Source organism: Rhodococcus sp. 15-649-2-2, assembly GCF_002258645.1.
GTDB lineage: Bacteria > Actinomycetota > Actinomycetes > Mycobacteriales > Mycobacteriaceae > Rhodococcoides.
This window is the reverse complement of sequence record NZ_NPFM01000034.1, coordinates 82587-97758: the sequence shown is the minus strand read 5'-3', so window position 1 is coordinate 97758 and position 15172 is coordinate 82587. Positions and strand designations below refer to the sequence as shown.

General features: G+C 65.4%; 16 protein-coding genes. 13 read left to right on the top strand and 3 right to left on the bottom strand.

The genetic code is table 11. The features are described 5' to 3' along the window. The first annotated feature begins 143 nt into the window (after window positions 1-143). From CH305_RS26095 to glmM, 6 genes are all read left to right on the top strand, one after another. Entirely contained in the window at window positions 144-509 is a 366-nt protein-coding gene (locus CH305_RS26095; RefSeq protein ID WP_032376662.1) for a WXG100 family type VII secretion target, read from the top strand. Window positions 510-575: 66 nt separating this feature from the next. Next, window positions 576-857 carry a WXG100 family type VII secretion target gene (locus CH305_RS26090; RefSeq protein ID WP_032376663.1) on the top strand — a complete coding sequence of 94 codons (282 nt, stop codon included), beginning with the start codon at window positions 576-578 and terminating at the stop codon, window positions 855-857. 114 nt (window positions 858-971) lie between these two features. Beyond that, the gene (locus tag CH305_RS26085; RefSeq protein ID WP_094705566.1) at window positions 972-1313 is read left to right on the top strand and encodes a TraR/DksA C4-type zinc finger protein; all 342 of its coding nucleotides are present in this window, start codon (window positions 972-974) and stop codon (window positions 1311-1313) included. Between the two features lie 167 nt (window positions 1314-1480). Next, the gene (gene rplM / locus CH305_RS26080; protein ID WP_027496344.1) at window positions 1481-1924 is read left to right on the top strand and encodes a 50S ribosomal protein L13; all 444 of its coding nucleotides are present in this window, start codon (window positions 1481-1483) and stop codon (window positions 1922-1924) included. After that, complete coding sequence (gene rpsI, locus CH305_RS26075) at window positions 1921-2448, top strand: 30S ribosomal protein S9 (protein WP_032376665.1); 528 nt, start codon at window positions 1921-1923, stop codon at window positions 2446-2448. Before rplM ends, rpsI begins: the two co-directional genes overlap by 4 nt. Window positions 2449-2554: 106 nt before the next feature. Further along, window positions 2555-3910: a phosphoglucosamine mutase gene (gene glmM, locus CH305_RS26070; protein ID WP_094705466.1), complete on the top strand. Its 1356-nt coding sequence runs from the start codon at window positions 2555-2557 to the stop codon at window positions 3908-3910. A gap of 4 nt (window positions 3911-3914) precedes the next feature. Here the strand turns inward: glmM and CH305_RS26065 are convergent, their stop codons facing one another. Next, window positions 3915-4955, bottom strand: coding sequence for an LLM class F420-dependent oxidoreductase (locus CH305_RS26065; protein WP_032404679.1), 1041 nt, complete (start codon window positions 4953-4955; stop codon window positions 3915-3917). Between the two features lie 152 nt (window positions 4956-5107). On the opposite strand from CH305_RS26065, the gene CH305_RS26060 reads away from it, so the two are divergent. Further along, window positions 5108-5413 carry a type VII secretion target gene (locus CH305_RS26060; RefSeq protein WP_032404680.1) on the top strand — a complete coding sequence of 102 codons (306 nt, stop codon included), beginning with the start codon at window positions 5108-5110 and terminating at the stop codon, window positions 5411-5413. Beyond that, window positions 5410-7341, top strand: coding sequence for a hypothetical protein (locus CH305_RS26055; RefSeq protein ID WP_094705464.1), 1932 nt, complete (start codon window positions 5410-5412; stop codon window positions 7339-7341). Before CH305_RS26060 ends, CH305_RS26055 begins: the two co-directional genes overlap by 4 nt. 288 nt (window positions 7342-7629) lie before the next feature. Here the strand turns inward: CH305_RS26055 and CH305_RS26045 are convergent, their stop codons facing one another. Beyond that, complete coding sequence (locus CH305_RS26045) at window positions 7630-8490, bottom strand: dienelactone hydrolase family protein (protein WP_032404683.1); 861 nt, start codon at window positions 8488-8490, stop codon at window positions 7630-7632. Window positions 8491-8589: 99 nt separating this feature from the next. Between CH305_RS26045 and glmS the strand changes: the two genes are divergently transcribed. Further along, window positions 8590-10452 carry a glutamine--fructose-6-phosphate transaminase (isomerizing) gene (glmS, locus tag CH305_RS26040; protein WP_032404684.1) on the top strand — a complete coding sequence of 621 codons (1863 nt, stop codon included), beginning with the start codon at window positions 8590-8592 and terminating at the stop codon, window positions 10450-10452. A 7-nt stretch (window positions 10453-10459) separates the two neighbouring features. On the opposite strand, the gene CH305_RS26035 is transcribed toward glmS, so the two are convergent. Beyond that, window positions 10460-10834 carry a plastocyanin/azurin family copper-binding protein gene (locus CH305_RS26035; protein WP_052057961.1) on the bottom strand — a complete coding sequence of 125 codons (375 nt, stop codon included), beginning with the start codon at window positions 10832-10834 and terminating at the stop codon, window positions 10460-10462. 89 nt (window positions 10835-10923) lie between these two features. Here CH305_RS26035 and CH305_RS26030 point away from each other — a divergent pair, with 89 nt between their 5' ends. The 4 genes from CH305_RS26030 (at window position 10924) to tsaE (ending at window position 15151) form a co-directional block, all read left to right on the top strand. Next, a complete protein-coding gene (locus CH305_RS26030) occupies window positions 10924-12366 on the top strand; it encodes an NAD(P)H-hydrate dehydratase (protein WP_094705462.1) in 1443 nt (480 codons plus the stop codon). A gap of 72 nt (window positions 12367-12438) precedes the next feature. Continuing rightward, a complete protein-coding gene (gene alr / locus CH305_RS26025) occupies window positions 12439-13629 on the top strand; it encodes an alanine racemase (protein ID WP_094705460.1) in 1191 nt (396 codons plus the stop codon). Between the two features lie 3 nt (window positions 13630-13632). Then, complete coding sequence (locus tag CH305_RS26020) at window positions 13633-14652, top strand: alpha/beta fold hydrolase (protein WP_032404686.1); 1020 nt, start codon at window positions 13633-13635, stop codon at window positions 14650-14652. Then, window positions 14645-15151: a tRNA (adenosine(37)-N6)-threonylcarbamoyltransferase complex ATPase subunit type 1 TsaE gene (tsaE, locus tag CH305_RS26015; RefSeq protein ID WP_094705458.1), complete on the top strand. Its 507-nt coding sequence runs from the start codon at window positions 14645-14647 to the stop codon at window positions 15149-15151. The genes CH305_RS26020 and tsaE overlap by 8 nt, the downstream gene beginning before the upstream one ends. Window positions 15152-15172 lie beyond the last annotated feature (21 nt).

Below are 15172 nucleotides of genomic sequence, written 5' to 3'. Positions count from 1 at the left end.
TTCGAGTGCAGCCGGAACCGAATCGAGGGGTTGCTGCGTCCAAGGAGATGTAGGGGAGTGAGCAGGCCGGACAAGGCCTCTCGGTCGAACAGCACGTGTGCCGCGGGTGCACGTGATTCGAGTAACGAGTACTAGGAGTCGAAGTGGGATATCCAGGGGGACCGGAATCTACGGGTTCGTCGAACGGCGTCACAGTCACACCGCAGGAGCTCGTCGCTGCCGGAGCCACGATCGAGGGGCTGAGCGTCTCGATCAACGCTTCCAATTCAGCAGTCCGCTCCATCGTCGAACAGACCGCCGAGGCTTGGGTCGGCAAGGCAGGCAAGTCTTTTCAGGACGTCATGGCGCAGTGGGACACCAGCGCACAGAAGATGCGCAGCGCGCTGGAACAGATCTCCGCGGACATCAAGACCAACGGCCACGGCTACTCCGATGCCGACGACGACAACGTGTCGGCCGTCAACCAGGTGGCCGGGTCCCTGAACTCGGGCCTGTCCTCCTTCAAGTAACCCCTCGTATCCGGTGACCACGAGACAAACCACACGACCGAGCTCGACCAAGGAGACTGATTCGACATGAAATACGACTTCGCGCAGATCGCGGCGTTGACCGAGGCGATGAACAAGCAGGCGAACGTGACCAAGGACCTCCTCGGGGACGTGGACAGTACTGCGAAGCGGCTCTACGAATCGTGGGAGGGCGACGCGATGACGTCCTACTACGAGCTTCAGCGCCAGTGGAATTCCGCATCCGACGAGCTCAATCTCATTCTGTCGAGTCTCGTCGCGGCTGCCCGCACCGGTGGCGAGACCATGCACGGCGTCGAGATGGCCAACAAGGCGCGAATGGCTCGCTGATTTTCTCGACTTGCGGGCGAGACGTACGGCAAAATCTGCCCCGACCGAGAAAATTCGGTCGGGGCAGATGCCGTTTCTCGGCATCCGAGCCCACCTCGGGGGTCTACTGGTGTGGTGACGGATTTCGGAGCAGCACTCGGGGCCGAGCGGTCTCGTTCGGAGCATCGACTCGAGTCCCTGCGGGACGAACTGGCGTCGGTGATCGAAGGATCGAGGTGGACCACCGACGATGACGAACACGATCCGGAAGGGTCGACGATCGCGTTCGAGCGAGCGAAGATCGCGGCACTGATAAACGACACCGAGGCTGAGATGCGAGAGATCGACGCGGCGGATTCGCGGCTCGCCGCCGGGACGTACGGTATCTGCGACAGGTGTGGGACCGAGATCCCGGCGATCAGGCTCGAGGCGCTTCCGGCCGCCCGCCGGTGCGTGCAGTGCGTGCGCCTGCGCTGAGACGTTTTTGACCTGGGGGACCACTGCCGGTATCGTCTCCCGTTGGCGTGTATGGGCTCGCCGCGTGTTCTTGTGCGCATCGAGCTCTTGTCCTCGGGTCTCAACTGGCCGCCGAGGGCATCCACTCGTCTTGGCCAGCAGCGACATCATGAAGACAGGAATTTTCTGTGTCTACTTACGCCCCGAAGGCCGGGGACACCACCCGGACGTGGCATGTGATCGACGCCACGGACGTCGTGCTCGGACGCCTCGCCGTTCAGGCCGCGACTCTGCTCCGCGGTAAGCACAAGCCCACCTACGCACCCAACGTCGACGGTGGCGACTTCGTCGTCATCATCAACGCCGAGAAGGTTGCCATCAGCGGCAACAAGCTCGACGGCAAGTTCCACCACCACCACTCCGGCCACCCGGGCGGTCTGAAGTCGCGCTCCACCCGCCAGGTGCTCGAGAACAACCCCGATCGTCTCGTGGAGAAGGCCGTTGTCGGCATGATCCCCAAGAACAAGCTCGGTAATGCCATCGCGAGCAAGCTGAAGGTCTACGCGGGCCCCAACCACCCGCATGCCGCCCAGCAGCCCGTTCCGTTCGAGATCAAGCAGGTGTCCCAGTGACGGCGCCGGAGGGAAATGACGTGACGTCGCAGGAGAACATCGAAGAGATCGCCGCCGACGAGTTCGTGGCCGTCGAAGAGCCGGAGGTGACCGCGGACATCGAGGCCGCTGCTGCCGCTCCGGCCCCGATCGTGTTCGATCGTCCGATCCAGACCGTCGGTCGCCGTAAGGAAGCCGTCGCTCGTGTGCGGATGTCGTCCGGCACCGGTGGATTCAAACTCAACGGCCGCACCCTGGAGGATTACTTCCCCAACAAGGTGCACCAGCAGCTGATCAAGGCTCCTCTCGTGCTCGTCGATCGCGCGGAGTCCTTCGACATCGTTGCCCTGCTGCACGGCGGCGGCCCGTCGGGACAGGCAGGCGCACTGCGTCTGGCCATCTCGCGTGCGCTGATCGAGCTCACCCCCGATGATCGCCCGCCGCTCAAGGCAGCCGGCTTCCTCACCCGTGACGCCCGTGCAGTGGAGCGCAAGAAGTACGGCCTGAAGAAGGCCCGTAAGGCGTCGCAGTACTCCAAGCGCTGACGCGTCTTACCCGTTCCATCCTCGAGGGCAGGCTCCATCAGTATCGGATGCCTGCCCTCGAGGCATTTCTCACGACACACTCTCCGCTCGAAGGAGTTCTTGGTTCATGGCGCGATTGTTCGGTACCGACGGGGTTCGCGGACTGGCAGGCGGGCTTCTGACCGCAGAGCTGGCGTTGCAGATCGCGAGAGCAGCGGCCTCCGTATTGGCACCGAACGTCGACGGCGGCAGACGCGTGGCACTCGTGGGTCGTGACCCGCGCGTCAGTGGAGCGATGCTGGGTGCCGCCGTGTCGGCCGGACTGACCGCCTCGGGTGTCGACGTGATCGACGTCGGAGTGCTTCCCACACCGGCGCTTGCCTACCTGACCGCAGAATACGGCGCGGCGCTCGGTGTGATGATCTCGGCATCCCACAATGCGATGCCCGACAACGGAATCAAGATCTTTGCTGCGGGCGGACACAAGCTCGACGACGACGTGGAAGACCGCATCGAAGCCGCCCTCGATCCCGACGCGCGCTCCGAGAACGACGGACCTTTGTTCGACGCGACCGGTGCTGCGATCGGTCGAATCGATGTCGCCCAGGACGCGGCCACCCGGTACATCGAGCACCTCGCTGCGTCGGTCTCGCATCGACTCGACGGTGTCCGTGTCGTTGTCGACTGCTCGCACGGTGCCGCCTCGGTCGTCGGGCCCGAGATCTACCGACGGGCCGGCGCAACGGTGGTGGCGATCAACGCGGAACCCGACGGTATCAACATCAACGACGGGTGCGGATCGACGCACCTCGAGGGGTTGCAGAAGGCCGTCGTGGAGCACGGTGCCGACCTCGGTATCGCCCACGACGGAGATGCCGACCGCTGCCTGGCCGTGGACGCATCGGGCTCCGTGGTGGACGGTGACGCGATCATGGCCGTTCTGGCCATTGCCATGCGTGACGCGAATCAGTTGACCGACAACACGTTGGTTGCCACGGTCATGAGTAATCTCGGTCTGCACATTGCGATGCGTGAAGCCGGAATCACGTTGCGCACCACGGCAGTCGGAGATCGCTACGTGCTCGAGGAACTGCGCCGTGGCGGATTCGCGCTGGGCGGCGAGCAGAGCGGTCACGTGGTGCTTCCCGCCGTCGGCACGACGGGCGACGGCATCGCGACTGCGCTGCGACTGATGGAACGGATGGCGCAGACCGGCAGCAGTCTCGCAGACCTGGCGTCGGTGATGCGTACCCTGCCGCAGGTGCTCATCAACGTGCGAGTGACGGACAAAGCGGCCGTGGCGTCGGCACCGTCGGTATCGGACGCGGTGGCCGTAGCCGAGCGCGAACTCGGCGAATCGGGCCGAGTTCTGTTGCGCCCCAGCGGTACCGAGCAGCTGGTGCGAGTGATGGTCGAGGCATCCGAGCTCGACGTCGCGACCCGGCTCGCCGAAGAGCTGGCGGGCCGGGTCGCGTCGGTCTGACGTCTCAGGCGGTGAGTTCGCGCAGCGCTGTCAACTGCGCGACGCGTCCGGCGGTGTTCTCGGCCAGCGGCGCGACGTTGAGAGTGGTGACACCTGCTTCGGCGAAGGCAGCGACCCGCTCCTTGACGTAGCTTTCCGGTCCGATGAGGTTCACTGCGCGAGCAAGCTCGTCGGGGACCGCAGCGGCCGCTTCTTCCTTCTTGCCGGCGAGATACAGATCCTGGATCTTCTCGGCCTCGGCCTCGTATCCGTAGCGCTGTGCCAGGGAGTTGTAGAAGTTCTTGCCCTTGGCACCCATGCCGCCGATGTAGAGCGCGAGATGTGGCTTGACCCAGGGCAGGTACTTTTCTGCGTCCTCGCCGATGGCCAGGGTGGGACTTGCGAACACCTGGAGTTCGCCGAGCGACGGGTCACGCTTGGCCTTGCCCGCAGCGAGCGAATCTCCCCAGACGTCGGCTGCCTTCTCGGGGAAGTAGAAGATGGGTTGCCAACCCTCGGCGATCTCGGCGGTGAGCTCGACGTTCTTGGGTCCGAGAGCGGCAATGACGACTGGAATGCGATCGCGCACAGGGTGATTGATGAGCTTGAGGGGTTTGCCCAGGCCGGTGCCCTGGTCGGCAGGCAGTGGAATCTGGTAGTGCTTGCCCTGATACTGCACCTTCTCGCGACGCCAGACCTGGCGGCAGATCTCGATGACCTCGCGGGTTCGTGCGATCGGTGCGTCGTACTTGACGCCGTGGAAGCCTTCGACGACCTGCGGCCCGGATGCGCCGAGTCCGAGTACGAAGCGGCCCTCCGATACGTAGTCGAGACCGGCGGCGGTCATGGCGGTCAGGGACGGTGTCCTGGTGTAGATCTGGAAGATGCCGGACGCGATCTTGATCGTGCTCGTCTTGGCGGCGAGGAATCCGAGTTGACTGACGGCGTCGAACGAGTAGGCCTCGGGCACGAAGATGATGTCGAGACCTGCCTTCTCGAGCTCGGCTACCTCGGCAACCGTCTCGTTGAAACCACCGCTGTAGTTCAGCATCGTTCCGATGTGCATGGGACTCCTCGTTCGGTGAGCAGCTCGGGCAGCTACTTCAGGTACCTGTTACTGACATTTCACATCGGGACGTTACCGCTCGCTGGGGAACCGATGTGCGTCGGCGCACGTCATAGTGAGAAAGGGGCACATCGAGGGCGAGACGGGGACGTATGAGTGAGGGATTCTCGGTGGACGCGGTCCGCGTTCGCGGAGTTGCAGAAGCCTTGGCGGTATCGGCAGACGCACTCGGCAGTGCGGCGGATTCGGTGGCCGACGCGGGCTTCGGGGCGGCCGGTGCCGGACAGAACTACGGCGACCTCGGCGCTGCGTACACCCAAGCTCACCACGGCCTCGGCCGGGCCGTCGACTCGTGGAGATCCTCGGTCGAGGACGTCGCCAACGCCATCGTCACTGCCATGAACGACTACGAAGGCCAGGACGAGACGACGGCAGACGCGATCGAGTCGCCTCGATGACGCCACCTCCCGTCTCTCCGGAGCAGCACTCGTCGATAGACGAGATTCTCGATGCGAATGCCGTAGGGCTGCTGCACTTCGAGCGCTTCCTGCCACTCGTCGCCCGGGTATCGAGCAGCGAAGAGTTTCCGAAGTACGAGCAAATATGTGCGCGGTACGACGAACAGCGTGGCCTGAATCTCGGCGCGCTCGGCAACGATGCCGACGCGGTCGAAGCTATGTCTGCGGCACTCGGCGATCAGCTCGAGGAACACGTTCGATTGCGCCGGGTTCTCCAGATGCGATGGCACGGCGAGGCAGGCGACGCCGTGCAGATCCATCTCTCGGCCGAACAGCAGACAGCGACCGAGTTCCTGAAATCGATCGAGGACTCACACCAGACGATGTCCGCCGTCGTCGAAGTTCTTCGCGACGCAGTCACCGACAAGGCAGAACTGTTCGGAGGACTCGACATCGATGCGGTGGACGGTCGAACTGTCGACGAGATCGACGCGATCCTGCTTGCTTCGGGAATCGAATGCGTTCCGTTCGATCGAGAGTCGGTGTTTCCTCGGTTGGCGGCGGCATTCGAGGAACTGGCCGAGCGAGCTCGAAGTGCGGACGTATCGGACGAGTTCGCAGCCGAGGTGGGTGAACGCAGTAGGGAGTGGATCCACGAGGAGTTCGTCCCGAGGATGAAGACCACCTGTGATGCTGTGCTCGACGCATGCACATCGACGGACACCGCCGTTCGAGACAGTCTGGCGTTGCTGGTCGATGTTCTGGGCGACGTGCACGACCCGCCGTTCGGCGATCTCGACGAGCGGAGTTGGGCAATTGCACCCGGCGCAACGTCTGCCGAACCGTGGCAGGCAGCCGACGACTCGTCGGCAACGCCCCCGGCGACTGCATCTGCTCCTACGACACCGGCAGCCAGTGCGGCACAGTCGATCGCGGGTCCGGCAGTCGCAGCACCGGCAGTCGCGGCTCCGAACACCGGTCCATCCGTGGTCGCGGGAGGTACCGACTCGTCCGGTCCACGAACATCCGAAGATGGGTCCGCTTCTCGAGCCGGCGAATCCTTGGACGGACTCGTGGATCGGGTGGTCGCCGAGATCGTGGATCGCGTCGACGAAGCGTTGAGCACTGCGATCCCAGATGACCGCAGCGCAGATGACGGCAGTGCTGATGACCGCAGTTCCGATGACCGCAATTCCGATGACCGCAGATCCAGCGACGTCACGGCTCCGTCCACTGCAGAACCGGACGGCGGATCAGCGGTGCAGGACGATCCTGCCGGCCCGCGAACGGAGTCGGTGCCATCGTCTCTGCCGGAGCAGTCGTTGCCGATCGACTCGCGCTCGCCCGCGTCCACCGACGAGCGCGGCCATCTCGAGGCCGAGCTCGATGGGCATCGCGCTCGCATCGCACTCTCAGAGGACGGTGCTGTGACGCTCCGACTCGAAACCCCGGGACTGGGGGTTCGCTCGTTCGAGTTGAGAATCGGCCCGTTCGGCCTGCCCGAGATCGTCGAGATACCCGGTGCTGCGGACAACGTGGATGCGAACCAGCCATCGATACCGGCAGCCACGCCGCCGTCGGAACCTGTGCCGACCTCCGAACCTGTGCCGACGACCGACTCCGGTCTTGCCGACACGACACCGACCGAGTCCGGTCCTGCCGACACGACACCGACCGAGTCCGGTCCTGTCGAGCCGGCACCCGCCGATTCGGTGCCGAGCCAGGGGTCCGATCCCATGTCGACGGATGCGCAGGCGCAGTGCCTGCCGGAATCGCCCACGGACGAGACCGTCCAGCAGGATGCAGACGAGGCCGGGAATGATCCGTCGGCCGCGCAGCATCCGGTGTCGGCAGATCTCCCGCGTCCTCCGGCCGAATCACACGAGTCGAGCACCGGTGCCGGCCTGAGTGAAGCGGGAACACTGTGAGCGCCGCCGGCGGGTGGCGGCGTGAGCTGCATCGAATACGCGACGAGCACCGTGACGCGATGGCGCGCGCGGCCGAGGCGCTCAGGCGGGCTCAGACCCCCACAGCAGTGTCAGGCCGACACGACTCGCACACCGGTTCCCCCGTGGATCCGGAAACGGAGCCGACTCGTGGCTCGGTGCTGCAGCCGGCTCACCTGGACCGGCGAAAGTCCGTACCCCATGTCGAGACCGAACCCGAAGACCGGCCGCGATCCTGGCTGGTCTGACATCGGGCGACGTCGAGCAGAATCAACCTCGGCCGAGCAGAGCCTTGATCGACGCGGACGCCTTCGGCTTGGGCTGTGCGTCGAGTGGCGCGTGCGGATCGACCGCTCTGGTTCCGTCGATCTCACCTGCCGATCCGGCCAGCTCCTCGTAGTCGGAGTCGCCCGTGAGGTGGAACAGCAGAAATGCGGTCAGCACGGCCCGGGTGCGCTGCTGGGTCTTGCGGTCGGAGCTGTTGATTCCCAGTGATCTGAGCATTCGCCGGCCTTCGACGAATCCGTCTGCCGTCGAGCCGTCGATTCGGCGGAGGACGGATGGTCCGTACCAGGCCTGGGCGAGAGCCAATGAATTGTCGTTGAGCGAATCGGCGTTCGAGCTGTCGCCGACGACCAGTCCGGGCACTTCGAGGCCTGCGGCGGCGTCCTCGGACGACGGTGCCGTCGGTGCCGGGAAGAGTGCAGCGACTGCCTTGATGTCCGATCGCCGGGAGGCTGCGAGAACAGCGGTCCCGGCGCCCATCGCGTGGCCGGCTGTGGCGAGTTTCTCCGGATGCACGCTGATGTTGCCTGGACCCAGTCGCACACCGGTCATGATGTCGAGCACAGTGCCCAGGTCGGCGGCGAGTCCGCGGTGCGAGGGCACGAGGCCACGCTCGGTGTCGGGTGCCGCCACGACGATGCCCCAGGACGCCAAGTGCTTCAGTGTGTCGGTGTAGTGGCTGGGTCGGAGCATCCAGCCGTGTGCGAAGGCCACGCCGGGCAGGCCGAAGCCCTCGGCCGGGGTGTAGACGACGCCGGGTTGTCCGGCGAGGGCAAGGTTGCCTCGCAGCACCTTGTGCGGGCCACGCTTGGAGAGAGCAGATGCCAGCTTCTTCGGTTTCGCCACGAGAGATGACGCTACCGAACGCGGGCCGGTGAGGGGGACGGGGACACGTCGACCCGAGCGAATGGGTCGTGCGCGCCGTGCCGAGTACCCTGAACCACCATGTGCGGAATCGTGGGTTATGTCGGCCACCGCCCAGCTCTGGGTGTGGTGGTCGAAGCGCTTCGGCGTATGGAATATCGGGGCTACGACTCTGCGGGTATCGCAATTCTCGACGGAGCGGGAGCGACGGCAGTCGAACGCAAAGCGGGTCGGCTGGCGAATCTCGAAGCCGAATTGGACGACATCGGTACCGATACGTTCGTCGGTACCACTGGGATGGGACACACCCGGTGGGCGACGCACGGCCGTCCCACCGACCGCAACGCCCACCCCCACCGGGATGCGTCTGGCACCGTCGCGGTGGTGCACAACGGCATCATCGAGAACTTCGGTCCGCTTCGGGCCGAGTTGGAGGCTGCCGGGGTCGAGTTCTTGTCCGATACCGACACCGAGGTCGCAGTGCACCTCGTTTCGCGGGCCTACGCAGACGGTCCGACCGCGGGCAACTTCGTGGCCAGCGCGAAAGCTGTCCTGCGTCGACTCGAGGGTGCGTTCACCCTGGTGTTCACTCATTCCGATCACGCCGACACGATCGTTGCGGCACGCCGGTCCACGCCGCTGGTGTTGGGCGTGGGCGACGGCGAGATGTTCCTCGGGTCCGATGTCGCGGCGTTCATCGAGCACACGCGCGACGCCGTCGAGCTCGGCCAGGATCAGGTTGTCGTCATCACTGCAGACGGATACGACATCAGTGATTTCGAGGGCAACGAGGCGCAGGGGCGCCCGTTCCGAATCGACTGGGATCTGGCGGCCGCCGAAAAGGGCGGTCACGACTACTTCATGCTCAAGGAGATCCAGGAGCAGCCTGCCGCCGTGGCGGATACATTGCTCGGCCACTTCGACAACGGTCGGATCGTGCTCGACGAACAGCGGTTGTCCGATCAGGAGCTGCGCGACGTCGACAAGGTGTTCGTCGTGGCCTGCGGCAGCGCATACCACTCGGGTCTGCTCGCCAAGTACGCGATCGAGCACTGGACCAGGCTGCCGGTCGAGGTGGAACTGGCCAGCGAATTCCGCTACCGCGACCCGGTCCTGGACCGATCGACCCTGGTCGTGGCCATCTCGCAGTCGGGCGAGACCGCAGACACCCTCGAAGCTGTGCGGCACGCCAAGGATCAGAAGGCGCGTGTCCTCGCCGTCTGCAACACCAATGGGTCACAGATTCCTCGTGAGGCCGACGCCGTCCTCTACACCCGGGCAGGCCCGGAGATCGGCGTCGCGTCGACCAAGGCATTCCTCGCTCAGGTGACCGCGAACTACCTGGTCGGCCTCGCTCTGGCACAGGCGCGCGGCACCAAGTACCCCGACGAGGTCGCCCGCGAATTCGCCGAACTCGAAGCCATGCCCGAGTTGGTGCAGCGAGTTCTCGAGACGGTCGAGCCGGTCCGGGCGCTCGCCCGAGAGCTGTCGACCGCGACGACCATTCTCTTCCTCGGTCGACACGTCGGGTACCCGGTTGCGCTCGAAGGCGCGCTCAAGCTCAAGGAGCTCGCGTACATGCACGCGGAAGGCTTTGCGGCGGGCGAGCTCAAGCACGGACCGATCGCTCTGATCGAGGACGGTGTCCCGGTGATCATCGTGATGCCCTCGCCCAAGGGCCGCGCGGTGCTGCACTCGAAGATGTTGAGCAACATTCGGGAGATCCAGGCGCGTGGTGCGCGGACCGTCGTCATCGCCGAGGAAGGCGACGAGGCAGTGCGGCCGTTCGCCGACAACTTGATCGAGATACCGGCCGCTTCTACGCTGTTGCAGCCGTTGCTGTCGACCATCCCACTGCAGGTGTTCGCTGCCGAGGTCGCCCAGGCGCGGGGCTACGACGTGGACAAGCCGCGCAATCTGGCCAAGTCCGTCACCGTCGAGTAGAGCCCGATCATCTGACGACCACTGCACCCTTCATCTGCGGATGGAGGGTGCAGTAGTAGCGGTAGGTGCCGGGCTCGTCGAAAGTCTGCACGTAGTCGCCGTATCCGAGCATGGGGCTGTGCAGGAGGGTCGAGGCCGTTCCGAGACCGACCACGTTGTGTCCGACGCCGCGATCGGCGAAATGCCACGCCACACTCTGGCCGACGTCGATCGTGACAGACGTAGGAGAGTAGGCCATTCCGGCCACCTGCACGGTGACGTCGGCGATCGATTCGTCCACCGTCAGCGTCGACGGGTCTTCGGTGCAGCCGGTCGCCCCGACAACGATCGGGAGCAGAACCGTGAGCGTGAACGCTGCCGTTCCACCGCCGCGAGATGTCATCTTTCGAGGCTAACCGCCTACGTCACGGTGCCTGATCGGGCGCACGTAGGCTCGAGGTTCACGCCAGCGGGTAACGAGAGGACCTCGGCATGCGCGCCTACTACACACCCGAGCAGATACGGAATGCGGAAGCGCCGCTGCTGAATTCCTTGCCGAACGGCGTTCTCATGCGTCGTGCCGCCTATGGCTTGGCCACTGTGGTGGCAGCCGAGCTCGCGGCGCGCACGGGCGGCGTCACGGGTCGGCGCGTGACGATTCTGGTGGGCACGGGTGACAACGGTGGCGACGGTCTGTGGGCCGGGGCCTATCTGCGTCGACGGGGCGTCTCGGTGTCCGCGCTGCTTCTCGATCCGGCACGTGCGCATGCCGAAGGGCTGGAGGCCCTGCGCTCGTCGGGCGGACGGGTGGTGACGCAGTGCGGACCGGCCGACGTCGTGATCGACGCCATCGTGGGGATTTCCGGTAGAGGTCCTTTGCGGCCCGACGCGGCTGCGGTCGTTGCGCAGATCACCGCACCGATCGTGTCGGTGGACGTACCCAGTGGTGTGGACGCCGAGACCGGTGCTGCGCCGGGTCCGGCGGTGACGGCCGATGTGACGGTGGCTTTCGGCGCGCGCAAGCCCGTCCATGTTCTCGCCGTACCTCGTTGTGGCCGAGTCGAACTGGTCGATATCGGGCTGACGCTTCCGGCTCCGGTGATGGCGTCGTTCGAGCCGGCCGACGTCGGGAATGTCTGGCCGATCCCTACCGCCTCGGACGACAAATATTCGCAGGGCGTGGTGGGAATCCTGGCCGGCAGCGCGACATTCCCGGGTGCCGCCCTGCTTTGTGTCGGTGCGGCCGTCGCGGCCACCTCCGGAATGGTCCGCTACGTGGGAAGCGCGGGTGCAGAGGTCGTTTCGCATCATCCGGAGGTGGTCGCCGCCCCGGATCTCGACGCGGCCGGCAGAGTTCAGGCGTGGGTGGTCGGTCCAGGCTTCGGCACCGACGAGCCCTCGGCGGAGACAGTGCGCCGGGTGCTGGAATCGGATCTGCCGGTCGTCGTCGATGCGGATGCGCTGACGATCCTCGCAGGCAACGCACAGTGGGTGACCGGGCGCACCGCACCGACCCTGCTGACCCCGCACGCCGGAGAATTCGCACGCCTGACGGGGTCGGACCCGGGCCCCGACCGCGTGGGAGCGGTGCGCGATCTTGCCGCACGTTGGGGTGTGACCGTGCTGCTCAAGGGACGCGCAACGATCATCGCCGATGCCGACGGCACTACCTTCGTCAGCGACGCCGGGGGATCGGCCGCATCGACCGCCGGATCCGGCGACGTTCTCTCCGGCATCCTCGGGGCCTTGCTCGCGTCGGGAATGTCGCCCTCCACCGCGGCCGCCTGCGGGGCAAAGGTTCACGCGCTCGCCGCAGCCCGCGCGGCACATGGATCAGGCGGGGAGTTCGCGGCACCGGTGTCGGCGAGCCCGCTGTGCGCATCCATCTCGGACGCCATCCGCACCGTGCGCTCGCTCACAGACGGATCGAGATAGTTCCAGGTCCCACTCGGGGCACCGGGTGTGTCACGAGTTGTGCCACCCTGATCCGTCGTATTACCGGCTCGGATGGCACTATCGAATGTTGTGAGTATCGGCTGCGGTGACGAGAGGACAGGTTCGGGCGCGGTGGCGTCCGTCGACCTCGACGCAGTGGCCCACAACGTGCGCGTCTTGCAACAGTTCGCCGGCGACGCTGCCGTGATGGCGGTGCTCAAGGCCGACGGGTACAACCACGGTGCCATCGAGGTCGCACACGCCGCGGTGGCAGCAGGTGTGCAGGAGATCGGCGTCACCACGATCGGCGAGGCTCTCGAACTCCGCGCAGCGGGAATCCGCGTACCTGTGCTGGCATGGCTGCATCGAACGGATTCCGATTACGATGCCGCGATCACCGCACAGGTGGGGATCGGGGTGTCCACGGCAGCCCAGCTCGACGCCGTGGTGGCAGCAGCGCGCAGAGTCGGTCGCGCCGCAGACCTCTCGCTCAAGATCGATACCGGGCTCAATCGCAACGGGGTCGCGGAAGCAGATCTCGATGTCGTCCTCGACGCGACGGCGGCTGCCGTCGCGGAGGGGGCCGTGCACTTGGTCGGCATGTTCTCGCACCTGGCGTGCTCCGACGAACCGGAGCACCCGGCCAACGACGCCCAAGCTCAGCGGCTTCGCGACGCAGTGAGTCGCGCCACCCGGCGCGGAACGCCTCCTGCCGTCGTACATCTGTCCAACTCGGCGGCCACGTTGACCAGGCCCGATCTCTGTTTCGACATGGTCCGTCCGGGTATTGCTCTCTACGGTTTGTCGCCCGTGCCGCAGTTGGGAAAGTTCGGTTTGCGGCCGGTGATGACCCTGTCGGCGCAGGTGGCGAGCATCAAGAAGGTGAGCAAAGGTGAATCGGTGTCGTACGGATACACCTGGACCGCTCAGACCGACACCGTGGTCGCGCTCATCGCTCTCGGATATGCCGACGGCGTCGTCCGCAGTCTCAGTGGGCGGTTCGACGTGACGATCGCAGGTCGGCGTTTCCCTTCGGTGGGACGAGTGTGCATGGACCAATTCGTCGTCGACCTCGGCGGCGAAGGCTCGGGTGTCGCGGTAGGCGACGAGGCGTTACTCTTCGGGCCAGGGGACAGGGGAGAGTCGCACGCCCAGGATTGGGCAGATGCGCTCGACACAATCAGCTACGAGGTCGTCACCGGCATTCGTGGACGTGTTCGACGACAGTTCGTCGGCGCGCGCTCAGGGGAGGCGACGGAATAGATCATGCTCGGATTGCTGGAGAGTATTGCAATTGTGGTGCGCGAGACGGCGTTCCGATCGAACAAGGACCCGCTGGCCACCGAAAATCTCGATCTCATGGACGCGGACCGCGGCAGTATCGTCACCGCGGACGACGGTGTGCCACTGGCGGTGCGCGAAGTCGGCCCGACCGATGCCGAGCTGACCGTGATCTTCGTGCACGGCTACTGTCTGCGCACGTCGTCCTGGCATTTCCAACGTCGTGCACTCGAACAGCAATGGGGTTCGACGGTCCGCATGGTCTTCTACGACCAGCGCGGCCACGGTCGCTCGGGCGTGCCGAGCCCGGAGAGCTGCACGATCGGCCAGCTGGGCCTCGATCTGGACGCGGTGATTCGCTCGGTCGTGCCCAAAGGACGCATCGTCCTGGTCGGTCACTCGATGGGCGGTATGTCGATTCTGTCCATGGCACGGCAACGGTCGGATGTGCTGCGCCAGCGAGTCATAGGCGCGGTGCTGATCTCGACGACCGCTGCCGGTCTCGCGCAATCCGGGGTCGGTCGTAGTCTGCAGAACCCCGCGGTCGACGCGTTTCGCCTCGCGGTCCGCACCTCGCCCGGCTTCGTGCAGTTCGGCCGTGGTGCCGTGCGCGCACTCATCTCACCGATATTGCGTGCGGCGTCCTACGGAACCAGGGTTTCCCCGCGTTTGGTGGCATTCTCTCAATCGATGATCGACGACACCTCGGTTGTCACGATCGTCAATTTCCTCGAAACACTCGAGTTGCACGACGAGTCCGAGGCTCTCGTGGAATTCGAGAACATTCCGGTATCGGTGGTGTGTGGCGACGAGGATTGGATCATCCCGTTCGCCAGTTCCGAGGCGCTGGCGCAGGCCCTGCCACGTTCGGAGACGGTGCGCGTCCGACAGGGCGGCCATCTGGTTCAGCTCGAATTTCCCGAACAGGTCAACGGCGCGATTCTGCGCCTCGTGGCGCGAGCGTCGGAAGCCGCAGGCAAGAAGCGGCGGTGGGGCGTTGTCTGATGTGCTGTTGACACTGCCGGTGGATGCCGAGTTGGCCACTGCTGCAGACACTGCCGAGTTCGGCGCACGGTTGGCGAACGTTCTGGTTGCGGGTGATCTGGTGATTCTCGACGGTCCGTTGGGTGCAGGGAAGACCGCGATGACCAAAGGTATTGCCGCCGGTCTCGGCGTGCAGGGGCGGGTGACGTCACCGACCTTCGTCATTGCCCGTGAGCATCGGCCCGGGCCGCGGCCGCATGGTTTACCGCCGATTGCGCTCGTGCACGTCGATGCCTACCGGCTCGGGATGACCGGACAATCGGCACTCGACGAACTCGATGCTCTGGACCTGGACACCGACCTCACCGATGCGGTGGTCGTGGTCGAATGGGGCGAGGGTTTGGTCGAAAAACTGACGGACGGACACATCTCGGTTCGGTTGACGCGCGATCCGGAGTCGGATGTTCGACGCGTGACGGTGAGGCGCGTGACCACATCGGCTCCGGGTGACGTGCGCTGATCGGGACCGGGCGCGCGGCCG

What these genes read in the sequence shown, in the direction of transcription:
- glmS (WP_032404684.1), top strand. Translation starts at nt 8,590, where the DNA reads ATGTGCGGAATCGTGGGTTATGTCGGCCACCGCCCAGCTCTGGGTGTG.
- CH305_RS26030 (WP_094705462.1), top strand. Translation starts at nt 10,924, where the DNA reads ATGCGCGCCTACTACACACCCGAGCAGATACGGAATGCGGAAGCGCCG.
- CH305_RS26060 (WP_032404680.1), top strand. Translation starts at nt 5,108, where the DNA reads ATGAGTGAGGGATTCTCGGTGGACGCGGTCCGCGTTCGCGGAGTTGCA.
- CH305_RS26035 (WP_052057961.1), bottom strand. Translation starts at nt 10,834, where the DNA reads ATGACATCTCGCGGCGGTGGAACGGCAGCGTTCACGCTCACGGTTCTG.
- CH305_RS26065 (WP_032404679.1), bottom strand. Translation starts at nt 4,955, where the DNA reads ATGCACATCGGAACGATGCTGAACTACAGCGGTGGTTTCAACGAGACG.
- glmM (WP_094705466.1), top strand. Translation starts at nt 2,555, where the DNA reads ATGGCGCGATTGTTCGGTACCGACGGGGTTCGCGGACTGGCAGGCGGG.
- CH305_RS26090 (WP_032376663.1), top strand. Translation starts at nt 576, where the DNA reads ATGAAATACGACTTCGCGCAGATCGCGGCGTTGACCGAGGCGATGAAC.
- alr (WP_094705460.1), top strand. Translation starts at nt 12,439, where the DNA reads ATGGCACTATCGAATGTTGTGAGTATCGGCTGCGGTGACGAGAGGACA.
- CH305_RS26055 (WP_094705464.1), top strand. Translation starts at nt 5,410, where the DNA reads ATGACGCCACCTCCCGTCTCTCCGGAGCAGCACTCGTCGATAGACGAG.
- CH305_RS26020 (WP_032404686.1), top strand. Translation starts at nt 13,633, where the DNA reads ATGCTCGGATTGCTGGAGAGTATTGCAATTGTGGTGCGCGAGACGGCG.